The sequence below is a fragment of the Vibrio sp. OPT20 genome (assembly GCF_963889365.1).
In the GTDB taxonomy this organism is placed as follows: Bacteria; Pseudomonadota; Gammaproteobacteria; order Enterobacterales; family Vibrionaceae; genus Vibrio; species Vibrio splendidus.
In genome coordinates this window covers 1132412-1154778 of sequence record NZ_CAWPOA010000031.1, presented here as the reverse complement: position 1 = coordinate 1154778, position 22367 = coordinate 1132412, and the positions used below count along the sequence as shown (strand labels likewise).

At 43.5% G+C, this 22367-nt stretch carries 16 protein-coding genes; 15 read left to right on the top strand and 1 reads right to left on the bottom strand.

Going from position 1 to position 22367, the window contains the following annotated elements:
• Position 1 precedes the first annotated feature (1 nt).
• The 14 genes from AACR09_RS06240 to AACR09_RS06175 all read left to right on the top strand — a co-directional run bounded on the left by AACR09_RS06240 (position 2) and on the right by AACR09_RS06175 (position 19687).
• The gene (locus tag AACR09_RS06240) at positions 2-1396 is read left to right on the top strand and encodes a type VI secretion system contractile sheath domain-containing protein (RefSeq protein WP_193836190.1); all 1395 of its coding nucleotides are present in this window, start codon (positions 2-4) and stop codon (positions 1394-1396) included.
• A complete protein-coding gene (gene tssE, locus AACR09_RS06235; RefSeq protein ID WP_102444806.1) occupies positions 1396-1818 on the top strand; it encodes a type VI secretion system baseplate subunit TssE in 423 nt (140 codons plus the stop codon). Before AACR09_RS06240 ends, tssE begins: the two co-directional genes overlap by 1 nt.
• Positions 1811-3562 carry a type VI secretion system baseplate subunit TssF gene (gene tssF, locus AACR09_RS06230; protein WP_193836189.1) on the top strand — a complete coding sequence of 584 codons (1752 nt, stop codon included), beginning with the start codon at positions 1811-1813 and terminating at the stop codon, positions 3560-3562. Before tssE ends, tssF begins: the two co-directional genes overlap by 8 nt.
• Positions 3563-3626: 64 nt before the next feature.
• A complete protein-coding gene (locus tag AACR09_RS06225; RefSeq protein WP_102444804.1) occupies positions 3627-4559 on the top strand; it encodes a type VI secretion system baseplate subunit TssG in 933 nt (310 codons plus the stop codon).
• 47 nt (positions 4560-4606) lie between these two features.
• The gene (gene tssH / locus AACR09_RS06220) at positions 4607-7219 is read left to right on the top strand and encodes a type VI secretion system ATPase TssH (protein ID WP_193836188.1); all 2613 of its coding nucleotides are present in this window, start codon (positions 4607-4609) and stop codon (positions 7217-7219) included.
• 9 nt (positions 7220-7228) lie between these two features.
• Positions 7229-9796 carry an MFS transporter gene (locus AACR09_RS06215; RefSeq protein WP_193836187.1) on the top strand — a complete coding sequence of 856 codons (2568 nt, stop codon included), beginning with the start codon at positions 7229-7231 and terminating at the stop codon, positions 9794-9796.
• A complete protein-coding gene (locus AACR09_RS06210; RefSeq protein WP_102462408.1) occupies positions 9793-10791 on the top strand; it encodes an ABC transporter substrate-binding protein in 999 nt (332 codons plus the stop codon). Before AACR09_RS06215 ends, AACR09_RS06210 begins: the two co-directional genes overlap by 4 nt.
• The gene (locus AACR09_RS06205; RefSeq protein WP_102481957.1) at positions 10778-11506 is read left to right on the top strand and encodes a transporter substrate-binding domain-containing protein; all 729 of its coding nucleotides are present in this window, start codon (positions 10778-10780) and stop codon (positions 11504-11506) included. The genes AACR09_RS06210 and AACR09_RS06205 overlap by 14 nt, the downstream gene beginning before the upstream one ends.
• 3 nt (positions 11507-11509) lie before the next feature.
• A complete protein-coding gene (locus AACR09_RS06200) occupies positions 11510-12460 on the top strand; it encodes an FHA domain-containing protein (RefSeq protein WP_102501095.1) in 951 nt (316 codons plus the stop codon).
• A complete protein-coding gene (tssJ, locus tag AACR09_RS06195; protein WP_121603180.1) occupies positions 12457-12945 on the top strand; it encodes a type VI secretion system lipoprotein TssJ in 489 nt (162 codons plus the stop codon). The genes AACR09_RS06200 and tssJ overlap by 4 nt, the downstream gene beginning before the upstream one ends.
• 41 nt (positions 12946-12986) lie before the next feature.
• On the top strand, positions 12987-14318 hold the full coding sequence (gene tssK / locus AACR09_RS06190) for a type VI secretion system baseplate subunit TssK (RefSeq protein ID WP_102501093.1): 1332 nt from the start codon (positions 12987-12989) through the stop codon (positions 14316-14318).
• A 5-nt stretch (positions 14319-14323) separates the two neighbouring features.
• Complete coding sequence (gene icmH / locus AACR09_RS06185) at positions 14324-15520, top strand: type IVB secretion system protein IcmH/DotU (protein ID WP_193836186.1); 1197 nt, start codon at positions 14324-14326, stop codon at positions 15518-15520.
• Positions 15521-15522: 2 nt separating this feature from the next.
• Positions 15523-18915: a type VI secretion system membrane subunit TssM gene (gene tssM / locus AACR09_RS06180; RefSeq protein ID WP_193836185.1), complete on the top strand. Its 3393-nt coding sequence runs from the start codon at positions 15523-15525 to the stop codon at positions 18913-18915.
• Positions 18916-18994: 79 nt separating this feature from the next.
• Positions 18995-19687 (top strand): protein kinase domain-containing protein, encoded by a 693-nt coding sequence (locus AACR09_RS06175; protein ID WP_228010961.1) that lies wholly within the window; start codon positions 18995-18997, stop codon positions 19685-19687.
• A gap of 80 nt (positions 19688-19767) precedes the next feature.
• Here the strand turns inward: AACR09_RS06175 and AACR09_RS06170 are convergent, their stop codons facing one another.
• Positions 19768-20997 (bottom strand): hypothetical protein, encoded by a 1230-nt coding sequence (locus AACR09_RS06170; RefSeq protein ID WP_193836183.1) that lies wholly within the window; start codon positions 20995-20997, stop codon positions 19768-19770.
• Between the two features lie 321 nt (positions 20998-21318).
• Between AACR09_RS06170 and AACR09_RS06165 the strand changes: the two genes are divergently transcribed.
• Positions 21319-22362 carry a response regulator gene (locus tag AACR09_RS06165; protein ID WP_121603176.1) on the top strand — a complete coding sequence of 348 codons (1044 nt, stop codon included), beginning with the start codon at positions 21319-21321 and terminating at the stop codon, positions 22360-22362.
• Positions 22363-22367 lie beyond the last annotated feature (5 nt).

Here is a 22367-nt window from a genome sequence, read left to right as displayed (position 1 = left end):
TATGAAGTTAAATACAGAATGGCAAAACAGATTCAATCAATTAGATGACACAGATAATACCTTTATGAAAGAGGCTTTATCTCTGTTATCTGAGCTAGACAAACACTCCTTAAGCTCTAAATCCTCACTAATTTCATTGATATCAACACTTATATCAACAATCGATTCCAAACTCAGTTTACAGCTTGATGAAGTCCTCCATGAACCCGAGTTTCAAAAACTGGAACGTAACTGGTTAAGCCTTCAGCAGCTTGTTTCCCTACCCGTCAGCTACCAAAGAGCGCATGTAAAACTGCTCGATATGAACTGGGCGGAGATCTCTAGCGACGTCAATCAAGCCTATTCAACCAAATCCAGCGACTTGTATAACAAGATCGGCAATAACGAACTGAATACCTTAGGTGGTCACCCTTTTGGTTGCATCACCTTTAGCCACCCTATCTCGATGGACATCGATTTTGATGCCGACTACGACGATCTGTTTACCGTAGAGCTGTTAGGCAAATTAGGCGAAGCAACACTCTGCCCTATGCTGTTTTCTCCAGTAGCAACATTCTTTGGTGAAAGCGGTGCTGATTGGTTGTCTGATATCGAACGTATCAATAAGATCCTTTCCGGTCCCGACTTTAAGGCGTGGCAGGATTTACGCAGTAAACCGAGCTCTCGCTTTATTGGCATGGCGCTACCACAAGTTCGCCTGAGAGACGCATACAAGAATCGACGCGCTGGCTTCATTTACAACGAGCAAGGTCAAGGAGCTTGGGGATTAGCCAATATGGTACTGACTACCACTATCATGCGAGAGTTTCACCGCGTTAACTGGTTTGGCTTCCTAAAATCCCGTTGGAACGACAAACTACAAGGTGCCGTCGTTAACCTACCAACCAATCACTATTTCGACAGCCACCTGCAAAAACCAGTGACGGATATTAGCTTGTTCGGCCAACTGTCGAATTTCTACGCTCAAAGCGGCTTTATCCCATTAGCGAAGAGCCCGTTAACCGATAAATTTTACTTCAATGGTAACAACTCAATTTGGCAGTGCGGACAAAACGACAATGACAAAGTGCTCACGCAGATTCAAACCACACTGATGTCTTGCAGAATTGCTCATTACCTAAAAGTTCAAGTCAGAGAGATGATCGGCAGCTTCAACAACGCAACCGAGTGTGAGCTGTTTTTGACCCATTGGATTGAAAAGTTCTCGAGTAACGTTTCATTTGCCAATGAAGAGACCTTATCCAAATACCCCCTCAGCTTCGCCAAAGTGAGTGTGACCGAATCAAGCTCTCAAGCTGGCAGCTTCGCGTGTACTCTGCGCATTGTTCCTCAATACCAATTTGATTATTTCAGCGGTGAAGTAGTGCTGACCACCGACCTAAATGAGGTGGCGTAATGAGCTTTTGGAAGACCTTTATCAGTGATTCAAAGCCCTATCAGGATGCTGAGATTGAAGACATCAAGTTCCACCTCACCAAGCTACTTGAAGCTGAGGCATCATTGACAGATATCGATAAACGACTGATAGAAGTCAACCGCTCTAACTTAAAGTTTGGTATCGAAGATATTCAATTACTGAGCGCCACTCTAGAAAAAACGCAGCTGACTCTACGTATTGAAACGTGGATTAAAAGCTTTGAACCTCGACTCCATGACATCTCGGTAGAGCTTGGAGAGCGCAAAGAAGGTGACAACTCACTGTCGTTCAACATCATCGCCAAGGTTAAAACAAGTCATGGTGAACAAGACCTTATCTTTGACTCCAAAATCGCATTAAGTGACCTAACCACCTCATTAGAAGAAGATAACTATGACTGAACCTATTATGCGTTACTTCGAGCAAGAACTGGCTTTTGTGCGCCGTTCGTTAGGTCAGTTCGGTCAGGAATACCCGACGCACGCTGAGAAGCTCAATATTCATCAAGGTAAGATTGAAGACCCTAGCATGGCTCGTCTATTAGATGGCGTCGCACTATTAAATGCTAAGGTAGAAAAGAAACTATCAGAGCAGTTACCTGAGGTCATCGAAGGTATATTAGGAGTGCTCTATCCGTCTTATATACAAACCGTTCCTAGCGTTGCTTATCTTGAGTTAGTTGCTGAAGAAGGCCCTATTGAATCGAGTACTTTGCCAAAAGGTTCGCTGTTTTCGAGCACCAACACCAAAAACGAATGCCTATTTAGAACCGTCGATGAACTCAAAATAGCACCATTTAGCTTAGGCAACATCAAAGCGCTAAGCGCCCCGTTTAGCTTCAATAGACCCAAATCGGCTAATCAAAGCTCAGCGGTCGTTCAGATCTCACTGAACACTGGCGACCCCGAAGTACACTTCAGCCACTTAGAACTAAATGACCTCGACTTCTTCGTCAAAGGGTTTGAAAACAATGCGGACTCGTTAGTCGAGCTTCTTCTCAATAACACCTTAGCGATTTCTATCTCAGACAACGAATGCGCTCGACATGTCACCATTGATAGCCACCAGCTCAAAAATCGAATCAGCGATCTCGAGTTTAAGTTTTTACCTGAGCATGGTAATCAATTCACGGGCTACCAACTGATTAACGAGTTTTTCTTTTTCAAAGAGAAGCGACAGTTCTTTAGGCTTAAGAACTTTGCAGATTACGCAGGCCAATTTGATGAATCGGAGATCATCATTAACTTGTTCATGTCGTCATTGCCGTCTGAATTTATCCGCCTATTCAATAAAGATGTTTTCAAGTTAAACGTAATGCCAGCAATTAACTTGTTTGAGCAGACAGGCGAACCTATTCCGTACGATCACAGAACCCTTTCAGTCCCTGTGAATGCCGACGCGCATAGCGACAACAATATCGAAATCATCGAAATTCAGAAGGTGTATGAAATCACGCCTAACGGTGAAATACCGTTAGTTCCTCTTTTTAAAGAGAAATACACCCACAATCAGCAATATGACTACTGGCAAAGTAAACACAATCACTTTGGTGAAATGAGCATCGCTATCTCGCTATCTGAAGCGCCAGAGGCGGAATTTAGTAAGCTACTTGGTACTCATTTATTGTGCACAAATGGCAAGCAAGCGTGTGGCGTAAGCGGGACTTTGGAGTGCCTAGAGAGTATTGATTTACCCGGTGATTTTTCACCTATTTATCCGCCTTCAGCACCTATCACAAAGGAAGTCGACCAAAATATCCATTGGGAATTCATTAGTTTACTGAACACCAACTTTTCCTCTTTGGTTCAATCAAGTAATCCAGTGGCCGACCTAAAACACATGTTGAGTTTGTGCAGTCGTGAGCAAGTATCGAGCGCTGAAATTCAGATGATTCACTCGATCACGTTTAACTCTCAAGTGTCCGCTATTCGCGTGTTGGGCAAAAACGTATTCTCTCCAGGAACCGAGATTGAACTCACACTCGATGCAACCTCACCCTACCTGGCGTTTGCCGATGTACTGAATCGATTCTTCCAACAGTTTTGTAGCTTTGATCGATATATCCAACTCAAGATCCGAATCTACGGTCGAGATGGTATCGTTAAAAAGTATCCTAAGATTCACGGTAGCCAATTGTGTTTATAACTCAGCGAATGTCGGAAATCCTGCGAACTGAAAATCACCAGAGCTTAGACTGCAAGGGGGATATATGAAGCCTTTCATCGAAGACCTAGCCGCTCAGCCTGAAAAGTACGATTTCTCTCAGGCAATGAGGCTCTTGGAGCAGCTTCAGTCCCAAAGTAGCTCGCCGATACAGATCCAATTAAAATCGGAAGCGATGCCAACTGGCAACCCTCAAGAGATCCAATACTTCTCGTTAAAGGGAAACAAAGCCAAACTCAGATTAGCAAAACAAGCGCTTTCAGGCGTTAAAGGCGTGATACCTAATTACATTTACGAAGAGTTGTTAGCCGCGATCCACAATGAAGATCATTCACTGCAAGATTTCCTGGACGTATTTAATCAACGACACTTTGAGATCACCTATCGAACCAATGCTCGACGTTGGCTGCTCGTTGAAAGTGAGCAAAACCCAAAGAAAACAGCACTATTGAATCACTTTGCTGCGCTTGGAAAAGAGCACAAAGAGTATCTCCAATATTCATTACTGCTAAGCCAACAAAGCCGAAACCTGACGACTCTAAAAAAGATTTTAAATGATTTTTTTCCCTACTCCATCGACGTGGAGTGCAAGGCATTTGAACAACGTCTATTACCGACCGACTCGTTAACTCGCATCGGTGTTAATCGAGATTTTAACAGTCGCTTAGGGCAAGGTTTTTTGGTCGGCAAAACTTGCTTAGCCCATTTCAACAACTTGAGTATTTTTGTTACCCCAAAAAACAGAAATGAGTTCCTCGAGATTCAACAAGATGACCAATTTGCAAAAGCTGTGTTGTCTTTGACTCAGCACTATTTAAAAGACAGTACGCCTGTTGCCATTTATCTGAACGTCAAACGTTCATATTTAACCAAACCCCGTTTATCAAGCAAGGTTTCTATAGCCGCTCGTTTAGGTGAAATTGACTACCTTGCACCTGAGCGTAACCCCAATGAAACCGTAAAGATTTTGCTTTTGTAGTTCATAAATACGGAATGTGTAGATTATAGAGATACAAGGAATTGACTATGACACAAGTAACTCTCACTAACTTAGTAGGAAAGCTATCTCCCGAACTGAAGCAAGCGTTGGAAGCGTCTGCGGGCGCGGCGATGAACCAAGGTGTTGGAGCGATAGAAACAGAACACTGGATCCTTCAGCTTATTTCCCAAAAAGATCCAAAGCTAATGGCGTTGTGCGAATCTCAAAAGCTGTCATTAGACGCCTTAGTGAATGAGCTTTCCAAAAAAATAGCTATGCTTCCAAAAGGCAGCGAAGGTCAGCCGACACTAAGCCATGGCTTAACTGAATTAATCAAAGATGCTTGGATGATTGCATCGGTAAACTATGGTCATGGCGAAATCGTCAGCTTGCATCTTATTCAAGCTTTGATGCAACAGAACGTGTTAGGCGTAAGCACCCTACAACTAGAAACGCTAAGCAGTGTTTCACTAGAGTCTCTGCAAGGTCTGATCAAGAAAACCCCTATTGCCCGTAATTCTGCAACGCCTTCAGCCGGTGGCTCTGTCGATACCACCCCAGCAGGTAACGACGCACTGAGCAAGTACACGGTTAATCTGACTCAACAAGCGATTGACGGCAACATAGATCCTATTTCTGGCCGTAATGCCGAAGTAAGAAAAGCGATTGATATCTTATGTCGTAAACGCCAAAACAACCCGATTATGGTCGGTGAGCCAGGCGTAGGTAAAACCGCTGTTGTTGAAGGCTTAGCGTTAAGAATCGCAGCCGACGAAGTTCCTAGTGCTCTGCAAGGCGTGCAAATCCACTCTTTAGACCTTGGCTTACTGCAAGCAGGCGCGAGCGTTAAAGGTGAGTTTGAAAACCGCTTAAAAGACGTGATCAACGAAGTGAAAACGTCAGAAGTACCCATCATTGTTTTCATCGATGAAGCTCATACCCTCATTGGCGCAGGTGGCGCTGCTGGACAAAATGACGCAGCCAACCTTCTCAAACCAGCGCTAGCTCGTGGTGAATTCAAAACCATCGCAGCGACAACTTGGGCTGAATACAAAAAGTATTTCGAAAAAGATCCGGCTCTAACACGTCGATTCCAAGTCGTGACGATTGAAGAGCCAAATGCAGAAGATGCGATGCAAATGCTGCGTGGCGTAGCCGCTTCATTGCAAGCTCACCATGGCGCTTTTATTGCTGAATCCGCGATTGAAGCGGCGGTCCACTTATCGATCCGTTACCTTCCAAGTCGCCAACTGCCAGACAAAGCCATTAGTCTTCTTGATACTGCCAGTGCACGAATCGCACTGACACAAGGCGCGAAGCCAGAAGTATTGGAAACGTTAGAGCAAACCATTCGTTACCAAGAAAACGAGAAGTCGGCGTTAGAAAAAGAAGATGCACTGTTCTCAAATAGCGCTGAATTGATCAAAGAGCTCACACAATCGATTGAAGAAAACCAACAAACATTGGCAGCGTATTACACGCGCTGGGAGAAAGAGATTGAGTTAGTTGACCAAATAAAAACGGTTCAACAGGAGATCACCGAAGAACAAGAGCAAGATGCTGTCGACGCTAACAAGCAAAAACAGCTCGACACCCTGCGAACTGAATTGGCCGAGTTGCAAGGCGAAGAACCTCTTGTTTACGCCATGGTAGACGACAACACCATTGCGCAAGTGATTGCGAATTGGACAGGTATTCCTGTTGGTAACATGATGAGTGATGAAATCGCCAAGCTGCTGACTTTAGAAGACGAGCTTAATACTCGAGTTATTGGTCAGGATGTCGCGAAAAACGAGCTCGCAAAAGCGATTCGTATATCACGCGCTGGGTTAACCGATAATCGTAAACCGATTGGTGTGTTCCTGATGTGTGGTCCTAGTGGTGTGGGTAAAACTGAAACCGCCATGGCACTTGCGGAGCAACTGTACGGAGGTAGCAACGACCTTACCGTGATTAACATGACCGAGTTTAAAGAAGAACATAAGATCTCTATGTTACTCGGCTCGCCTGCTGGTTATGTCGGCTTTGGTGAAGGTGGTGTGTTAACGGAAGCTATTCGACGTAACCCATACTCAGTACTGCTATTAGACGAGATGGAAAAAGCGCACCCTGGCGTGCATGACTTGTTCTATCAAATCTTCGATAAAGGCCATATCAAAGACAGTGAAGGCCGAACCGTTGACTTCAAAAACACCATCATCATTATGACGTCGAACGCAGCTGACCAAGCTATCTGTGATGTGTGCGCTAAAACCACAGACCGTATCGACAACGATGAGTTACTTGAAGCAATTCGTCCAGATCTGCAGCAATACTTTAAGCCCGCTTTCTTAGGACGAACTACCATTGTCCCTTACTATCCGCTTAACGATGAAGAATTAGCGAAAATCACCGAGATCTCGCTCAATCGAATCAAGAAGAAGCTCGCAGAACAGTATCAAGCTTCCTTTACTTGGGACGCAGATTTCATCCAGTTTGTTGTTGACCGTAATACCGATCCTACGACGGGTGGCCGTGCTGTTGAACAAATCATTAATCGTTCATTGATGCCTAGATTGGCTGAAGAATGTATTGGTCGACTCAGCCGTAGCGAACCGATAACTCAAGTCACTGTTAGCGCGACCAACAACAGTGCTGACTTCGATTTATCGATTAAGTAGGTTTTAACTATGAACAGCAAAGCTAGCCAAACATTGGTCAAACCTTCACTAATTAACCTATCACTTAGGGTTAAGTTGATGCTGGCCATCATGGCGGTTTTGCTGTTTTCCATCACCTTAAATGCAACGTTGAACTATTTTAATTTCGAGAAGAGGCTCACTGAAACCTCCGACTCCATCTATGAAATTGTATTAGAAGAAACACATAACGATATCAACCAAGCGATCAGTTTAGGCTTGCCGCTTTCTGCAATATCAAACATACAAGGCATGCTGGATCGTCGTTTAAAAATCGTTGACGGTATTACCGCTTTGGTTGTCGTATCAAGCTCTGGCGAACGACTGTTTGGTACCGGAGAACAAAACAACGAAAATAACCGTCAGCTATCGCTCGATATCACTAACTCCTTTGGTTTAGTCGAAGGCCAAGTAAAGCTCTACTATTCCACAACTCTGTTAGAACAACAAAAAACCTTCTTACTCAAGCTCCAGTTCCTCTATTCGGCAATTTGGATACTACTCTCTTGCCTGATTGCCTTTATCGCCTTGAAGTACCTATTGAAAGGTATTGTAGGCCGAGTAAAAGGCGCAACTGCTATATTTGAATCCGCGACCGATTCGGATGAATTGCTACCAACGATCACCCAAGCTCACAAGGCGCTGCAATCCCCGAACTCATTGTCTAAGTTTGAGAAGTTGAAAAACAAGCACTTTCCAGTGTTTATCATCTCTCTTGCCATCCTATTGACCATCATTGCTAACCTTGGGGTTTCGTATCAATCGCTAGACAAGTTTTCACAGATTTACGAGGTTAAGCTCGAACAGAAATCCAACCTGATTGGCGACTCGTTAAATCAGATGATTAAAGGGTTACTAGACAAAGGCGTTCCTGACGACAAACTGCATGGCTTAGAAGATGAATTTGCTTTCTTCGTTGATCACCATAGCGAAATTCTGTCGATTAACTTTGAAGGACAGTCAGGCTCTTCTTATCGCTACCCAGAAGAACAAGTTGTGCACCCTTCTATTCGAGAATCGACGTTCTCACTCAACAACAGTCATACGATTCAACTAAACGTCACCACCGATAACAACTTGATCATTAACCTACTTAAAGAAAGCGTCATGGACATGATTACCGTGTTGGTTGCCTCTTGTCTTGTGGTGGCCGAAATCATTCTATTCATGTGTAACTTCATGATTATTTCACCTTGGAATCAAGTAAAGAAAGTCTTCATGCTTGTAAACCGAGACATCGTGAATCATTTGGCAAAGATCTCGACCCGCGATGAAATTGGCAAACTGCTCAACCTGACTAATCAAGCCATTACTAAGCTAAACCCTAATCAGCCATCTCAAGATATCGACAAACAAGACTTTCGATTCATTCGCTTACCCCTATTTTTATTGGTGTTCTCAGAGGCGTCTTCGCTGGCCTTTTTCCCTAGATTTGTCTCTTCACTGGAAAATACAACCGGTTGGATACCTGAAAACCTAGTCACTAGCTTACCCATTTCCCTATTCATGCTTTGCTGGGCTATCTCACTGCCATTTGCAGGTTACTGGTCAGATAAAGTAGGCAGAAGGCATTCATTGATGACAGGTGGACTCATCACTTGTATTGGCTTGGTTGCTACTGCTTTCATTCAATCTCTCGAACTCTTGTTGGTGGCTCGTGCTTTTACTGCTGTAGGCTACGGTATCGTATTTATTTCAGCACAAGGTTATGTGTCAGATACCACTAACGATTCTAATCGCACCAAAGGAATGGCGACTTTCTTGTCATCATTCTTTTCTGGCTCTTTATGTGGTGCAGCTATCGGAGGAATCTTAGCGGAGAAACTTGGATACTCAGAAACGTTTATGCTTGCAGGGTTATTGGCAACACTCAGTGTGTTACTTGTGTATGTGTTTTTTGAAAAATCAAACACCGGAAACTCAAGTAAACCCGTCAAACTAAAAGATTTCAAGCTGTTGTTAAGTAACAAGTACTTTACTTTAATCACAATATTCAGCGCCATACCAGCAAAGATCGTACTCACCGGTTTCCTTTACTACATCTGTCCTGTTTATCTGCAATTCCTTGGCGAAAGTAGCTCTGTATCTGGTCGTGTGATTATGGCTTATGGCCTCGCGATCATTCTAATTTCACCATTGAGTGCCATTTTGGTCGATAAGCTTAAAAACAAAATGGCCTTTATTTTTATTGGCGGATTACTTTCGTCCCTTGCCTTGCTCAACTTCTACTTCTTCCAAGGTACATTAGGGCTGCTACTCATCGTAATCATTATTGGTGTCGCACACGGCATCTGTGTTTCTCCACAAATACCTTTGGTCATCGACCTCCTATCTGGTCAGGGTATCGAGAAGGGAAAAATCATCGGCATATTTAGACTTACTGAGCGTATCGGTAATATCGCGGGGCCAATGCTGGCTGGGGTTTGTTTGAGTATCTTCGGTTACGACCAAACTATTCTTATATTTGGTGCGTCGCTTCTCGCGAGTTCCTTTAGTTTAATTGTGTTTTTCTCAATATTCCTGAAGTCTGATAAACAGAAGCTAGGGGTTCAATCATGAGATTTATAGTGTTCGTTCTTAGCTTGATTTTAATGTCCCCATCCTCATTTGCTAAGAGTGATGAAAAACACGTCATTCTTTTATTATGGCGAGGAGTAACGGACGCAGAACAAGGCTTCATGGATTATTTATCCCAACATATTGATGTGAGATTTACCGTTCTTGATGCAAACAGAGATAAAGCTCAGCTCAAACAACATATTAGAGATCTAGAATATAAAGAAGCCGACCTCATTTATTCATTTGGTACCACTATCACATTGAATTTATTAGGAACTTACACAGAACCAAGCGAATTTAGAATAAACAACACGACGCCGGTTGTGTTCAGTATCGTGACCGACCCTGTGGGTTCGAAGTTAATCACTGATTTATCTTCAACAGACAGAAACTTTACTGGTGTATCGCACATCGTACCCCATGAAATACAGTTTAAAGCGATAGAAAAGCTCAATAACATTTCAAGCCTTGGGGTTATATATAACGCTGACGAAAATAATTCGATTATCACCGCAAATAAAATGATGGAGTTATCGGAAATTTATAACAAGCGTGTTATGTTGTACCCATTAAACATTGATAAAACCAAGTCAAACAGCGACTTAATTAACATCACGATAAACAATATGAAACGTGATGGTATCGATATGGCTTATTTACCCCCGGATTCATACATTATCACCCAAGGCGGGGAAGTCGTCTCGGGGCTACATTCCGCAGGCATACCTACTTTTTCGGCGACCGAGAGTCCGATAAGAAAACATAAGGCCCTGTTTGGTATTGTCAGCCGTTACTACAATGTTGGTCAATTCGCTGGATACAAAGCGAAGAACATATTGAAAGGAACTCAGAAAGCTTCAGACATTCCGATAGAGTCACTTAGCCAATATTCCTATATTGTTAATATCGAAGCCGCTCATAAGCTCGACTATTACCCGCCAGTGTCAATCTTGAAGATCTCTGAAGTGATAGGACACTCTAATGATGTTAACTAGAGCCTCTACCATCAGATTATCGCTAGTCACCCTACTCATCTCGACGTTTTGGTCGATGAGTGCTTCTGCTCAAGTAAAAATTGGGCCATCTCGCCTAATGCTGACCACACAAGATTGGCCACCGTACCAAACCTATGAAAACGCTTCGATGCAAGGCATCGCATTAGACAAAGTTAAATGCGCGTTAGGCATGATGGGACAGCCTTATCAACTTACGATGACCACTTGGTCGGACGCACAACTGCGTGTGCATAGTGGTAGCCAACACGGCTTTTTCGTCGCCACTAAAACTTCTGAGCGTGATGAATACGCTACGCTCTCAGCACCCATCGCAAAACAGACGTTGAATTGGTATTTTGGCCCAGGAGTGGAGCCGAAGGTTGATGAATTGTCAAAGTTAAACCTTAACTTTTCTGCCAAATTTGGCTCAAACAAATGGTTTTGGCTAAAACGTAATGGATTTAACGTCGTTAAGCAGCCACGAGATGCTAAAGTATTACTAAGACTTTTAAAACAAAGGGAAATTGATGTTGTTTTAGAAGATGAGTTGGTCTTTAAAAGAGAGTTGAATAAAGCCTCTTTACCACTCGATTACTTCAATTCGACGAATTTAGATACCAAGGATATGGGGGTCTATTTTTCGAATCGATTCCTTAAAACCTATTCGGGTTTCTTAGACAGTTTTAATTCAGCCATATCCAAGTGCAAGGAGTAGCCATTGTCCATCAGTGTCCACATGATTTCTGTACCTGCTGAAGAGGTTGTTTCCTCTAGAGTGACGTATCTGCCCGAAAGTGGCGGAAGCTTAGGTCGTTCTCCGTCATGTGATATTGCGCTACCCGATCAATCAAAATGGATCTCTAGAACTCACTGCCAGCTCTACCCGACAGATCGTGGTTACGTGATTAAAGACATCAGTAACAACGGCGTATCGTTAAACGATAAGTCTTTGGCAAAAGAGAAAGAGTACGTCATTACCGACGGCGACATCATCAAACTTGGTGGCTACACACTGCTGATTAGCCTATTGAGTGATCCAAAAGTCAACGCGGCCAATAACACCACACAGGATGAAACTTTTATAGAACCTTTTAACTTAAAGCTTGATGACAGCGATACTGACTTTTTAGATGACTCACCAGAAGTTGCAATCGTTCAGAAGACCTCGAATTTCTCTTCAAAGAATGTTCTGAGTGACGACCCCTTTTCATCTGATCCATTTGAAGATTTGGACGATGACAAAGTCATACCGAACATTGAAGTAGACGAAATCTCTCACGCCGATAACAACACTCTCTCTTCTGCAGAGTTAGAATATCTGCCCGTCAATGTTGAGAACAATACGCGCATTGAAGAGTCAATCGACAAACTCATCACGCTGACCGAAAAGAATCAACAATACTTACAGAATCCTCAGCTTCAACAAAAAGCGCTGTTCGACGCCCTAGAACAAACCGTTGATCAGTTCTTAAATGAGTTTGCACCAAAGCAGCTTGAGAGCCAATTTAGTGAGTATGTCAGTAGCGGCATTTTTACCAACAAAGATAAAAAGTATTGGAAGATTTACCGAAAGCATTTTCAACACCGTCAAGACAACGGAGACTTCAGACGTCAATTCAAAGCGTTGTTTATGGAGAACATGCAGAAGCAAAGTGAGGAAAGAGAATGAAACGTCTCATACTCTTATCTCTTTGTGTATTGATCACAGCATGTTCTTCATCAGATCCAACTCCTGTTGTCACTCAATATTCGTTGACCGTTAAAGCTGATGCGACCGTCAACCAATACAATGATGACCAAGCGAACCCTGTTGTGGTTAGGCTTTACCAACTCACGGATCAACAGCTGTTCAAACAGCTGCCGTTTATTGATTTGTACAACAATGACTTGCAGCTATTGGCGGCAAACTTAGTTTCAAAACAGGTGTTACCGATAGTACTGCCTAACTCAGAGCAAAAGCTGACGTTAGACATCAACAAAAACACGCAATACATTGCAGCTCTGGTCGAATTCGCGGATTACCAGAATGGCACAACCAAGACCGTTTTGATTATGCCTTCCGATCCAGAGCAAACCTTAGAGTTAACGATTACAGGGAAGAAAGCAGAGTTAGCCGTGATACAGCCTGACTCGAGCTGGTGGCAAATCTTTTAATAAAAAAGCCAATATATAAAAATAATAGAAAAGGATTTTACGTGGACGCTTTCAAAAAAGTAGTGTGGCAAGAAGGGATGTTTATTGCCCCTCAGCACTTTCAGCAGCAAGATCGCTATGTGCAAAACTACATTCGTCAGAACATTGAAACACTGGCTGGTTTTGCCCCTTTCTTTGGCATCACCGAGCTAGTGCTTAACCACGATCTCTTAAAGATCGGTAAGCTATCTATACCGAGCTGTTCAGGTGTGTTCCCCGATGGAACCCAATTCAACCTCAAACAAGAGATTGTTGTCGATATTCCGCAAGGCACCATTGAAACCATCGTCTACCTTGCTCTGCCAATCTCTTTACAAGGCAACAATGACTACAGCGAAGATGGACAAGAGCAGAGCCGTTACATCACACGTTCAATCAATGTATTCGATACTTCTACCTCCGAAAACGCCAGCGTCGAAGTCGACGTAGCTCAGCTGAATATCGGGCTCAAATTCGCGGGAGAAGACACCTCTGGCTTTACCCTCATTCCAGTGGCTAAGATTTTAGAAATCAGCGACTCAGACGAAGTGATGCTTGATAGAGCCTTCATCCCAGCTTGCTTGCATTACGGCGCTTCAACCCTCCTTAGCGAACGAGTCAAAGAAATTCATGCGCTGGTAAGTAATCGCGCTCAAAACCTATTGAAACGCATTGAAGCTGGCCAAGGGCAAAAAAGTCCTCAGTCTATGATGCAAGATTTCCTGTGGCTTCAAACGCTCAACACATGGCTACCGTGGTTTGAATTAACCATCAGTAACAGCAAATACCCGACACACGAACTGTATTCAAAGTTGAAACAGTTTGAAGCTCAAGTCATGGCGTTAACACCAGCGATTCCAGACGAATGCCAGCCTTTAAAATACGACAAACTCTATGACAACTTTAACCCACTGTTTTCGAGCCTGAGAAACTTACTCACTCTAGTTCAACAAGATTCGGTTATTGAGTTCAAGTGGGATGTTTCACTGTTTGAGAAACGCCGCTTACTTCGCACGTTAATCAAAGACCCTAGCAGCGTTTATAACCGTCGTTTCGTTCTCAGTGTTAAGTCCGATATTAGCAGCACAGAGCTTAATGAGCTGTTCCCTATTTCAGCCAAGTTGAGCAGTAACAACAAGATTGTTGAGCTAGTGAGAAGCTCGCTGTCTGGTATCTCATTAACCCCACTTCCGATCGCACCGAGTGAACTCAAACCGATGCAAGGTGTCGCTTATTTTGAAGTCGATGCCAAAGATCGAAATTGGTTGGATATGCTAGATACGCGAGATGCGATTGCGCTGCACGTCGATGCTCGCATACCCGCTCTCGAAGTCGTTCTTTACGCGTTGAGATAATGGCCATGGATTATTTAGACGAAGAAACACTGGTCATAGATAAAGCATCAAAAGGCTCTGCGAATACAGAGTCTGACCAAGCTTTGTCTAAATTGGTTGCGGTGCACTCCACCAGCACCCAAGAAGAGTTTCTGCGTCACTTTGATAAGGCAGAGAATCAACTGATCAACATCAGCAGTGGTTTGCTGACCAAAACACTCAAGATCTCAACGCTGTCTGAACCTGAAGATTTAACCGTTTTCCGAGAGCAGTTTATTCAGGGCATTAACGACATAAAGGCTCAAGCAACCGAGCTTACCTACCCTATTGCTGTTATCGATAAGCTGTGCTTTTTGTACGCTGTAGTCATCGATGAATTCATCATCTATACCGAGTGGGGAGAGAAACGCAGCTGGGAAAACAAAACCCTGCTTAGCGAACTATTTGGCATGCGTAATGGTGGTGAGCTCTTCTTTTCTGTTGCTGAAAAAGCCGCAAGACAACCACACAAACTGATCGATCTTCTGGAGATTATCTACCTCTTCATCAATATTGGATTCAAAGGCCAATATCGTGAAGGCGGCGCTGAACAGTTAAAAGCATTCGTCCACCAACTAGAACAAACCATCAGTCAATATCGTACCGCCAGTGGCGTTCACTGCCGCACGAAGGTAAAGCTTCCTGACGTAAGAAAACCGACTAGACGTAAACGTTACTTCATTACCAGCTTGTTCTTCTTTTGTTTGATAGCGACCAGTATTGGTTTAACAGAGTTCTGGTACAACAAAACCCACGCACAGCGCTCGCGTGATTTCACCTTTTTACCGAACTTTAGCCAACGCTACGTTCTATCAGGAGAAATCAAAGACATAGTCTTCATCAGCCAAGATAACGACTTGGAAAACCCTCCTCGTCATGCGAGTAAAGCTGACGCGGTAGAGGCCGAAAAAACGACTAACTTCACGCCAAGTTCAGCCAATTGGTTGGTCCAACTCGCGACGTTCTCAAGTAAGAAAAATGCCCAAGCTTTCATCAAAAATCTATCTCCATCCGCTTATGAGCCAATTATCTCACCTTACAAAAAATACTATCGAGTGATATTAAGAGCCAACACCTCAGAAGAAGCAAGAACAACCAAAGCTTGGTACGTAGAAAACGACCAAATAAACGCCATTATTGTTCGCACTTCTGCGCATGACTTAAACAAGGAAGAGTCTAACTGATTATGCCGGATGCCAAATCAAACAAGTCAGGCAACGTTAAGAAAACAGTAGGTATTTCAGCCCTAGCCTCTGTCGCCTTTTTTACCGTAGCCTCTAGCGTCATTCTGTTAACACCGCTCAATGCTTATTTGGTGTGGGCGCTGACGACTATCGCCATCGTCTCTACGCTTATCGGCTTCATTTGCTATTGGGTGCTCATCAAGCGCAGCGCAAAATCGCAAGAAGAGTCTTTCGACAAAGAACTGATTCAGAAAAGAAAGAAGCAATTAGCAAATCATTTCAAACGGATGATCAACGGGCAAAAGCGCAAAACTCGCTTAACCAGCCGTTACGACCAGCCAATCTATCTACTACTAAGTCAGAACCCAAACAAAGACAAAAGCATCATCACTCAAATGGGTTACGAAGCCTACAAGCTTGATGACTTCGGCAATGACATTGAATTCCCTGTCCTGTTTTGGGTTAGCGAGCATTCTATTTTGGTGTCGGTAAGTATGGGCGAAGACCAGCACCCTGAATATCTAAAGACACTCAGTCAGTCTCTAACTGCATGGCGCCCGAGACAAGCTGCAAATGGTCTGTTACTCACCACTGACGTATCGTCACTACTTGAAAACAACGAACAGATAACACAACAGGCTGACGAGCTTAAATCGACAATCAAGACATTCAACCAAGCTTTTGGTGTCAGCCTTCCGATTTATAACGTCATCTCGAATATGGGCAGCATCAGCGACTTTTGTCAGTTCTTCTCTGCTTTTGACGAGTCGAAAAGAGATGAAGTATTCGGTGCGACAACCCCTTATTCTGTGCACGGTGGCATCGATGCGAACTGGTTCAATGATGAATACGATCATTTGATCAGTGAACTGATTGCGAACATGAGCAATGCATTAGCAGGTCAATTGAATCAAGATTATCGAAACTCTATTGCCAGTGCTCCTTTCCAGTTTGGACTATTGAAACAAAACCTTTGGCTGTTCCTCAATCGATTGTACCGAGGTGAGCAACTCAGTGACGCGCTGCAGTTCAGAGGCTTCTATTTCACTCATGATGGCCAAAGCGCTTCGCAATCCGACTTACTTGCGAGTGCGGTCTCTTATTCTGTAGGACATGAACACTACCAACAGAACGAGCAAATCCCGGTTAATCAGACTTTGTTTGCCCAATACCTCATGACACACGTGATCCTATCGGAACACGAGTTAGTCGGCGTAAACAAGCGCAAAGAGAACACCTTGTTGGTTAACCAAGTTCTGTTCACGCTCTCTTGGATTGGTTTACTCGCAGCCGTGTTATTAGTGATTAAGTTCGACTTTGATTTCCAAAATCAACGTGAGACTAGGGCGGATGTAATGTTGGAACGTTATAAAGAAGCAATCTCGGCATCGCCTTATGACATCGAGAACATGGCTGACAATATTCCGAACCTGTTCTCGCTGCAGCGAATCTATAACCTCTACAAGCAGCCCGAGCCTTGGTATAGCTTGCCGTTTATGCCGAACCCTAGCATCAAGGAAGAAGTCGAAGAGGCCTATTTCACGGAGCTACAACAAGTGCTTATCCCTTCGATGGAAAATACGATCGAGAAAGACCTGTTTGTATACGTAAACCTTGAAGATCAATCTCAAACGCTGTCTCTGCTTAATAACTATCGTTTACTTTTCAGTAAAGACAGAACCAATGTCCAAGAGCTTAAAAACTACTACGTTCGTACGCTGCAAGACCAAGGAGAGGCCGATAGCGTCAACATTGCTCAGCTAGAAGTGCTATTGAATGACATCTTTGCACGTAACCTGACGCCAATGAAATCGAACCATGATTTAGAGAGCCTAGCCAAGAAAGTCATCACCCAGACGGGCATTGAAACCCTGTTGTACGAACATATCCAAAGTTCGACTACCTACGCAAAGCGCGTCGATATTCGTGGTGAACTAGGTGATAACTTTGACTCAGTACTTCAATTCTCGCCAAGCTACGCTGGCTACTTAGTTCCTTATATCTACACACCGACGGGTTTTAACGAGCTCGATTTATCGGTCAACTCCCCGACTCTAAAATCCGCCTTACAGTCTTATGAAGGAGTTGCAGGGGCTTACCCTAGTGCACTCGAGCTTCACCGAATCAGCCGAGAGCTGAAGCAAACCTACCAGAATGATTACATTAACTATTGGCGTGATTTGGTTCGTAATGTCGAAGTCAAAGAAGTGTCTGACCCTACGCAGTTAAAAAATACGTTAACGAGCCTGTCGCAAGCCAGCAATAATCCATTAGTCAGTTTGTACTCGACGATCGCTAAGTACACCTATGTAGAACTAGAGATACCAGCCAAGGATGACAAGGAACAAGACCCTGCAAGCATGCCGATTCAAGATCCTGATAAAAAAGAATCCGCTCGTCAGATATCTCTTAGTTTCCAAGCATACAAAAAACAGGTTTCTGCCAATGACCAAGGTAAGAAGCTCATCGATAACCTACTGACCGCATTTATTAACGCTAAAAAGTGGGGAGACAAGTTTTACGAGACCAAAGAGCCACAAAAGGTCGCGTTTGAAACACTGTCAGTAACGTTGCAAGCTGGTAATCCGATTGCGTCGCTATCAAGCCTCTCCAACAATCATTTAGCGGTCGCTGAAGAGCTGATTAATAAGGTGGCACACCAGAGTAATGAGACGGTAATGTCACTGGCTCACGACTACCTGAATACAGCGTGGTCGAAAGAAGTGTATCAACCTTACCAGCAGCGGTTAGCTTCATTTTATCCGTTCAACCGAAAATCCAAATCGGATGTGAGTGTTGCGGATGTGAAAGCCTTCTTCGTTACGAATGGCATAATCGACAAGTTCTCTCAAACTCGCCTTAATGGATTCGTTAAAGATAGTGACGAAGCACCCTACTTACCGGGATTATTACCCGGCACAGGGTTATCCATTACGCCTGAAGTTTGGACAATGATTGATAAGGCCGCTGATATAAAGAACGCCCTATTCTTAGCTGATCCATCGAACATTCTGATCAATTTCCAACTGAAAGCCGTCGATATGACGCCAAACATCACGGAATTTTCGATCATTTCAGATAAGCCTATCTTTACCTATCGTCATGGCCCAACACTATGGAGCCAACAATCATGGCAAGGTGACGCGAAGTTTATCGAGAAGTTAGGCATTCAACTCAATGCTCAGGATTCTACAATTGGCCAGAACACTGTAAAAGGGACATGGAGTTGGTTCCGCTTGTTCGAGCCAAACGTGAGTTTCACCTCTGCTCAAGATACTCAGGTTGAATTTGTATACGGCGACAGCAAAGTAAAACTGACCATCAAAACTCAAGGTCAATCGAACCCATTTGTTCCCGGTTTCTTCTCTGGATTCTCACTGCCAAGTGGTATCTGATAACGCATTTTCAAACAACTCGTCTTGTCCATCAAGGCGAGCTCAAACTTCTGAGGATGATATATTCTCAAAAACGAACTTGAACGATGAAAAGCTTCTGCAAGTGTTCAAGGTTCATGGATACACTAACCTCTCTCGTTTAAGTTCACGGGTTTTCAAAGCCCAACATCCTAGTTGGGGGCTGGTTACGATAAAATCTGCTCAAGAGTTAAAACACCGTCACTTTCTAAAACAAGAGGCGGAGTTTCTGTATTCAAATACCAATTTCAATACCGACTCTAATAAAAAAGATATCTGGCCGAACTATTGTGATTACTTTTCTAGTTACAAGAGTGACTGTTTAGTTCTTTCTTACATGAATGGTCAAACACTACTCGAAATACAAGCAGATTCAGATTTAGCGGAATGCTTACCCTCTCACTGGATTCGAACTTTAGAAGCTACGATTAACCAAGTCCACAGGTTGGGTTTCGTTCATGGTGATATTAAGCCATCCAACATCGTGCTCAGCCCACAAGGACAAGCTCAACTCATCGACTTTGGCTCCGTCACTAAAATGGGAACTGAACGTGTTGCGCTTCGCTTTGAAAGCTACACTCCTCGCTATTCAATGCAGCACTCGGTTACAAACCGACTTGATGATTGGTTCGCTCTTGCGGTTATGTTAGAGGAATGGTTCGATGATTCAGACGTCCTACCAAGTCGATATCAAATTCTATTGAAGCAAAACCGGAAAACCGAACATACCAGCAGGCAACAAAAAAACGGATGACTGAACATCCGCTTTTTACATTCATTTAGCACATTACGTATTCTTTTGGCCTCGGTGGTTAAATAATTCAGATAGCTTTATTATTCAGGTACTAGAAGCGATTCTAGTCCACCAGCCACCGTGGCTGCCAATGCTTTAGGCGCTAGGCTTTCTTTAACGCTCTCTTTGATAGTCGTGCCATTAAAGAAGTTCTTAACCTGCTGCTTTCTTACCGCCTTAGAAAATGCTTTTTCATCCGTTCCCGGAATAAAATTCGGTTCACCACGCGCGGCATTTAAAGCCTGTTTCACTCCCGGTTTATTACTCTCAAGCGCAATTTCGCTATTGGCAATAAACGCCTTGGCCTCTTCTTGCAAAGTGGCATAAGCACTCAAGGTCGACTTCTGGAAAGATAGCTTGATCACTGAAGGATCAGTATTCACCTTACGGCCAAACTTACGCTTAATTCTTCGAGTTAAGCGAGTCCTCATATTAGGCGGTGGTGGCGTTATGTCGGTAATTGAAAGGAAATTATATGGTGAACTATAGCAAGGCATGCAAACCATGTAGGAAGCGATAACTGGGATCTCCTCCATCTTCATTTTGAACCAGTCTCGGAAAAAGTTCGCGCCAATAACATCTCTCTTCTGATTAAGCATCACACACTCTTGCTTAAACTTACGAAACTTACGCTCCATTACCCACTTGTCGTATAAACCGCGGAAAAAATTGAAGATAGAAAGAACGGCTTTAACAATACTAGTTACGGTAGCACCGATTCCTGAACTGGCTAAGTTAATCGCGATTACACCACCATGAGCCAGTGCAATCATTGAGTCTTCGATTGCAACAGCGCGAATCTCACCACGAATTTTATCGATCACGTCAGCACCAACACGCATCGTTGTCATTGAACTTAAGTGGCGGGTTTTGTGGTTATTAACCGCTTTACCCAATGCCGAGTAAATTCGTGTTGCCGCTTCTTTGATGTCATCAATCGCAGGGGCTAGATCGGCAAATATTCGTTTAACCAAACTAGGGATCATAGCGAGAATCTGAGCCTTAATATCATCCATCGCTATGCTAGTAATACTCTTCGCATAGTCCAAGAATTTTTCTTTTATCTGCTCGGTTATGTTTTCAATCATACCAGCAAGGCTTGTTCCACTCCCTGTCACAGCCTCTGTAATGGTGCCCGTTAAGCTGTCAACTTCTGTTGCGGCGGCAACAGCCATTTTAACCTTATCAACTTTAGTAACACCCACCAAATCTGCATTCGCAAACAGCGATAGCATGTCTTTCTGAATGATGGTCAGCCCTGTATTCGGCATCGTACGTTCTCCCTGTAACAAATCCACTTTAGATTTGAAAAGTTACTTGAACGACTAAGTACCTCTGAATCATTCAGTCTTAGCAAACTAGATCCTGAACTATTCAACCTTGATCGCACTACTACACAATCCATGTCGTTATTCTTTGTTAAATAAAGGTTAACATATAAAATATCTATTCATAGAAAGGGACTCCATTATTTCCTTTTAGACTCCAAAACCAAGAATTAACCCTCCAGAAATCATGCATTTCCACCAAATTCCACTACGCTTTATTAGCATAGAACATAGCAATCTGATTAAATTTTTTAGGGACGAAAAATGAATCAAATTACGACAGATAAACCGATTATTCTGGTTGTTGATGACATTCCGGACAACATCCATACACTCTCTGGGATCCTCAACGACGATTTTAAGATCAAAGCGGCGACATCCGGCGAAAAAGCATTAAAGATAGCTTCCTCTTCACCAAAACCTCATCTCATTCTTCTCGACATCATGATGCCGATTATGGATGGCTATGAAGTTTGCCGACGACTAAAAAGTGACCCCATCACCTCTGATATTCCAGTGATCTTTGTTACCGCCAAGACCGATGTAGTCGATGAGCAACGTGGTTTTGAATTGGGTGCTGTGGATTACATTACCAAGCCTGTTAGCCCACCGATCGTCAAAGCGCGTGTTGCTACCCATATTTCTCTGTATGACCAAAATTTAGCACTTTCTCGCAAAGTAAGGCAGAGAACGGAAGCTCTGGCAATGAGTCGATTGGAGATTATCCGCAAACTCGGTCGTGCAGCAGAGTACAAAGACAATGAAACGGGAATGCACGTTGTAAGAATGAGTTACTACTCGAAAATTCTGGCTCAACACTTGGACGTTAATGAGGATTGGGTAGAACTACTTTTCCAAGCCGCACCAATGCATGACATAGGGAAAATTGGTATCCCTGATTCCATATTAGGCAAACCAGGAAAGCTGGATCCTGATGAATGGGAAATCATGCAAACACACGTCACCATTGGTGGTGATATTATTGGCGACAATGACTCCAAATTACTGAAGCTTGCGCAAGAAATTGCGCTCTATCACCATGAAAAATGGGATGGTAGCGGCTACCCTCACAAGCTATCCGGTGAAGATATCCCTCTCAGCGCACGAATTGTCGCGATTGCCGACGTATTCGATGCACTGACCAGCGAACGCCCTTACAAAGAAGCTTGGCCTATTCAAAAAGCCATTGAGCTTATTCAAGAACAAGCCGGCCATCATTTTGATCCTAACTTAGTGCCAATATTCATTAGTAAGCTCGACGAGATGTTAGCGATCAAAGACTCTTTTACTGATGAACCAGAACACTAAGTTCG

Bases quoted from the DNA above. Each gene is read 5' to 3' on its own strand.
- AACR09_RS06240 (WP_193836190.1), top strand. From the start codon at position 2: ATGAAGTTAAATACAGAATGGCAAAACAGATTCAATCAATTAGATGAC.
- tssE (WP_102444806.1), top strand. From the start codon at position 1,396: ATGAGCTTTTGGAAGACCTTTATCAGTGATTCAAAGCCCTATCAGGAT.
- tssF (WP_193836189.1), top strand. From the start codon at position 1,811: ATGACTGAACCTATTATGCGTTACTTCGAGCAAGAACTGGCTTTTGTG.
- AACR09_RS06225 (WP_102444804.1), top strand. From the start codon at position 3,627: ATGAAGCCTTTCATCGAAGACCTAGCCGCTCAGCCTGAAAAGTACGAT.
- tssH (WP_193836188.1), top strand. From the start codon at position 4,607: ATGACACAAGTAACTCTCACTAACTTAGTAGGAAAGCTATCTCCCGAA.
- AACR09_RS06215 (WP_193836187.1), top strand. From the start codon at position 7,229: ATGAACAGCAAAGCTAGCCAAACATTGGTCAAACCTTCACTAATTAAC.
- AACR09_RS06210 (WP_102462408.1), top strand. From the start codon at position 9,793: ATGAGATTTATAGTGTTCGTTCTTAGCTTGATTTTAATGTCCCCATCC.
- AACR09_RS06205 (WP_102481957.1), top strand. From the start codon at position 10,778: ATGATGTTAACTAGAGCCTCTACCATCAGATTATCGCTAGTCACCCTA.
- tssJ (WP_121603180.1), top strand. From the start codon at position 12,457: ATGAAACGTCTCATACTCTTATCTCTTTGTGTATTGATCACAGCATGT.
- icmH (WP_193836186.1), top strand. From the start codon at position 14,324: ATGGATTATTTAGACGAAGAAACACTGGTCATAGATAAAGCATCAAAA.
- tssM (WP_193836185.1), top strand. From the start codon at position 15,523: ATGCCGGATGCCAAATCAAACAAGTCAGGCAACGTTAAGAAAACAGTA.
- AACR09_RS06170 (WP_193836183.1), bottom strand. From the start codon at position 20,997: ATGCCGAATACAGGGCTGACCATCATTCAGAAAGACATGCTATCGCTG.
- AACR09_RS06165 (WP_121603176.1), top strand. From the start codon at position 21,319: ATGAATCAAATTACGACAGATAAACCGATTATTCTGGTTGTTGATGAC.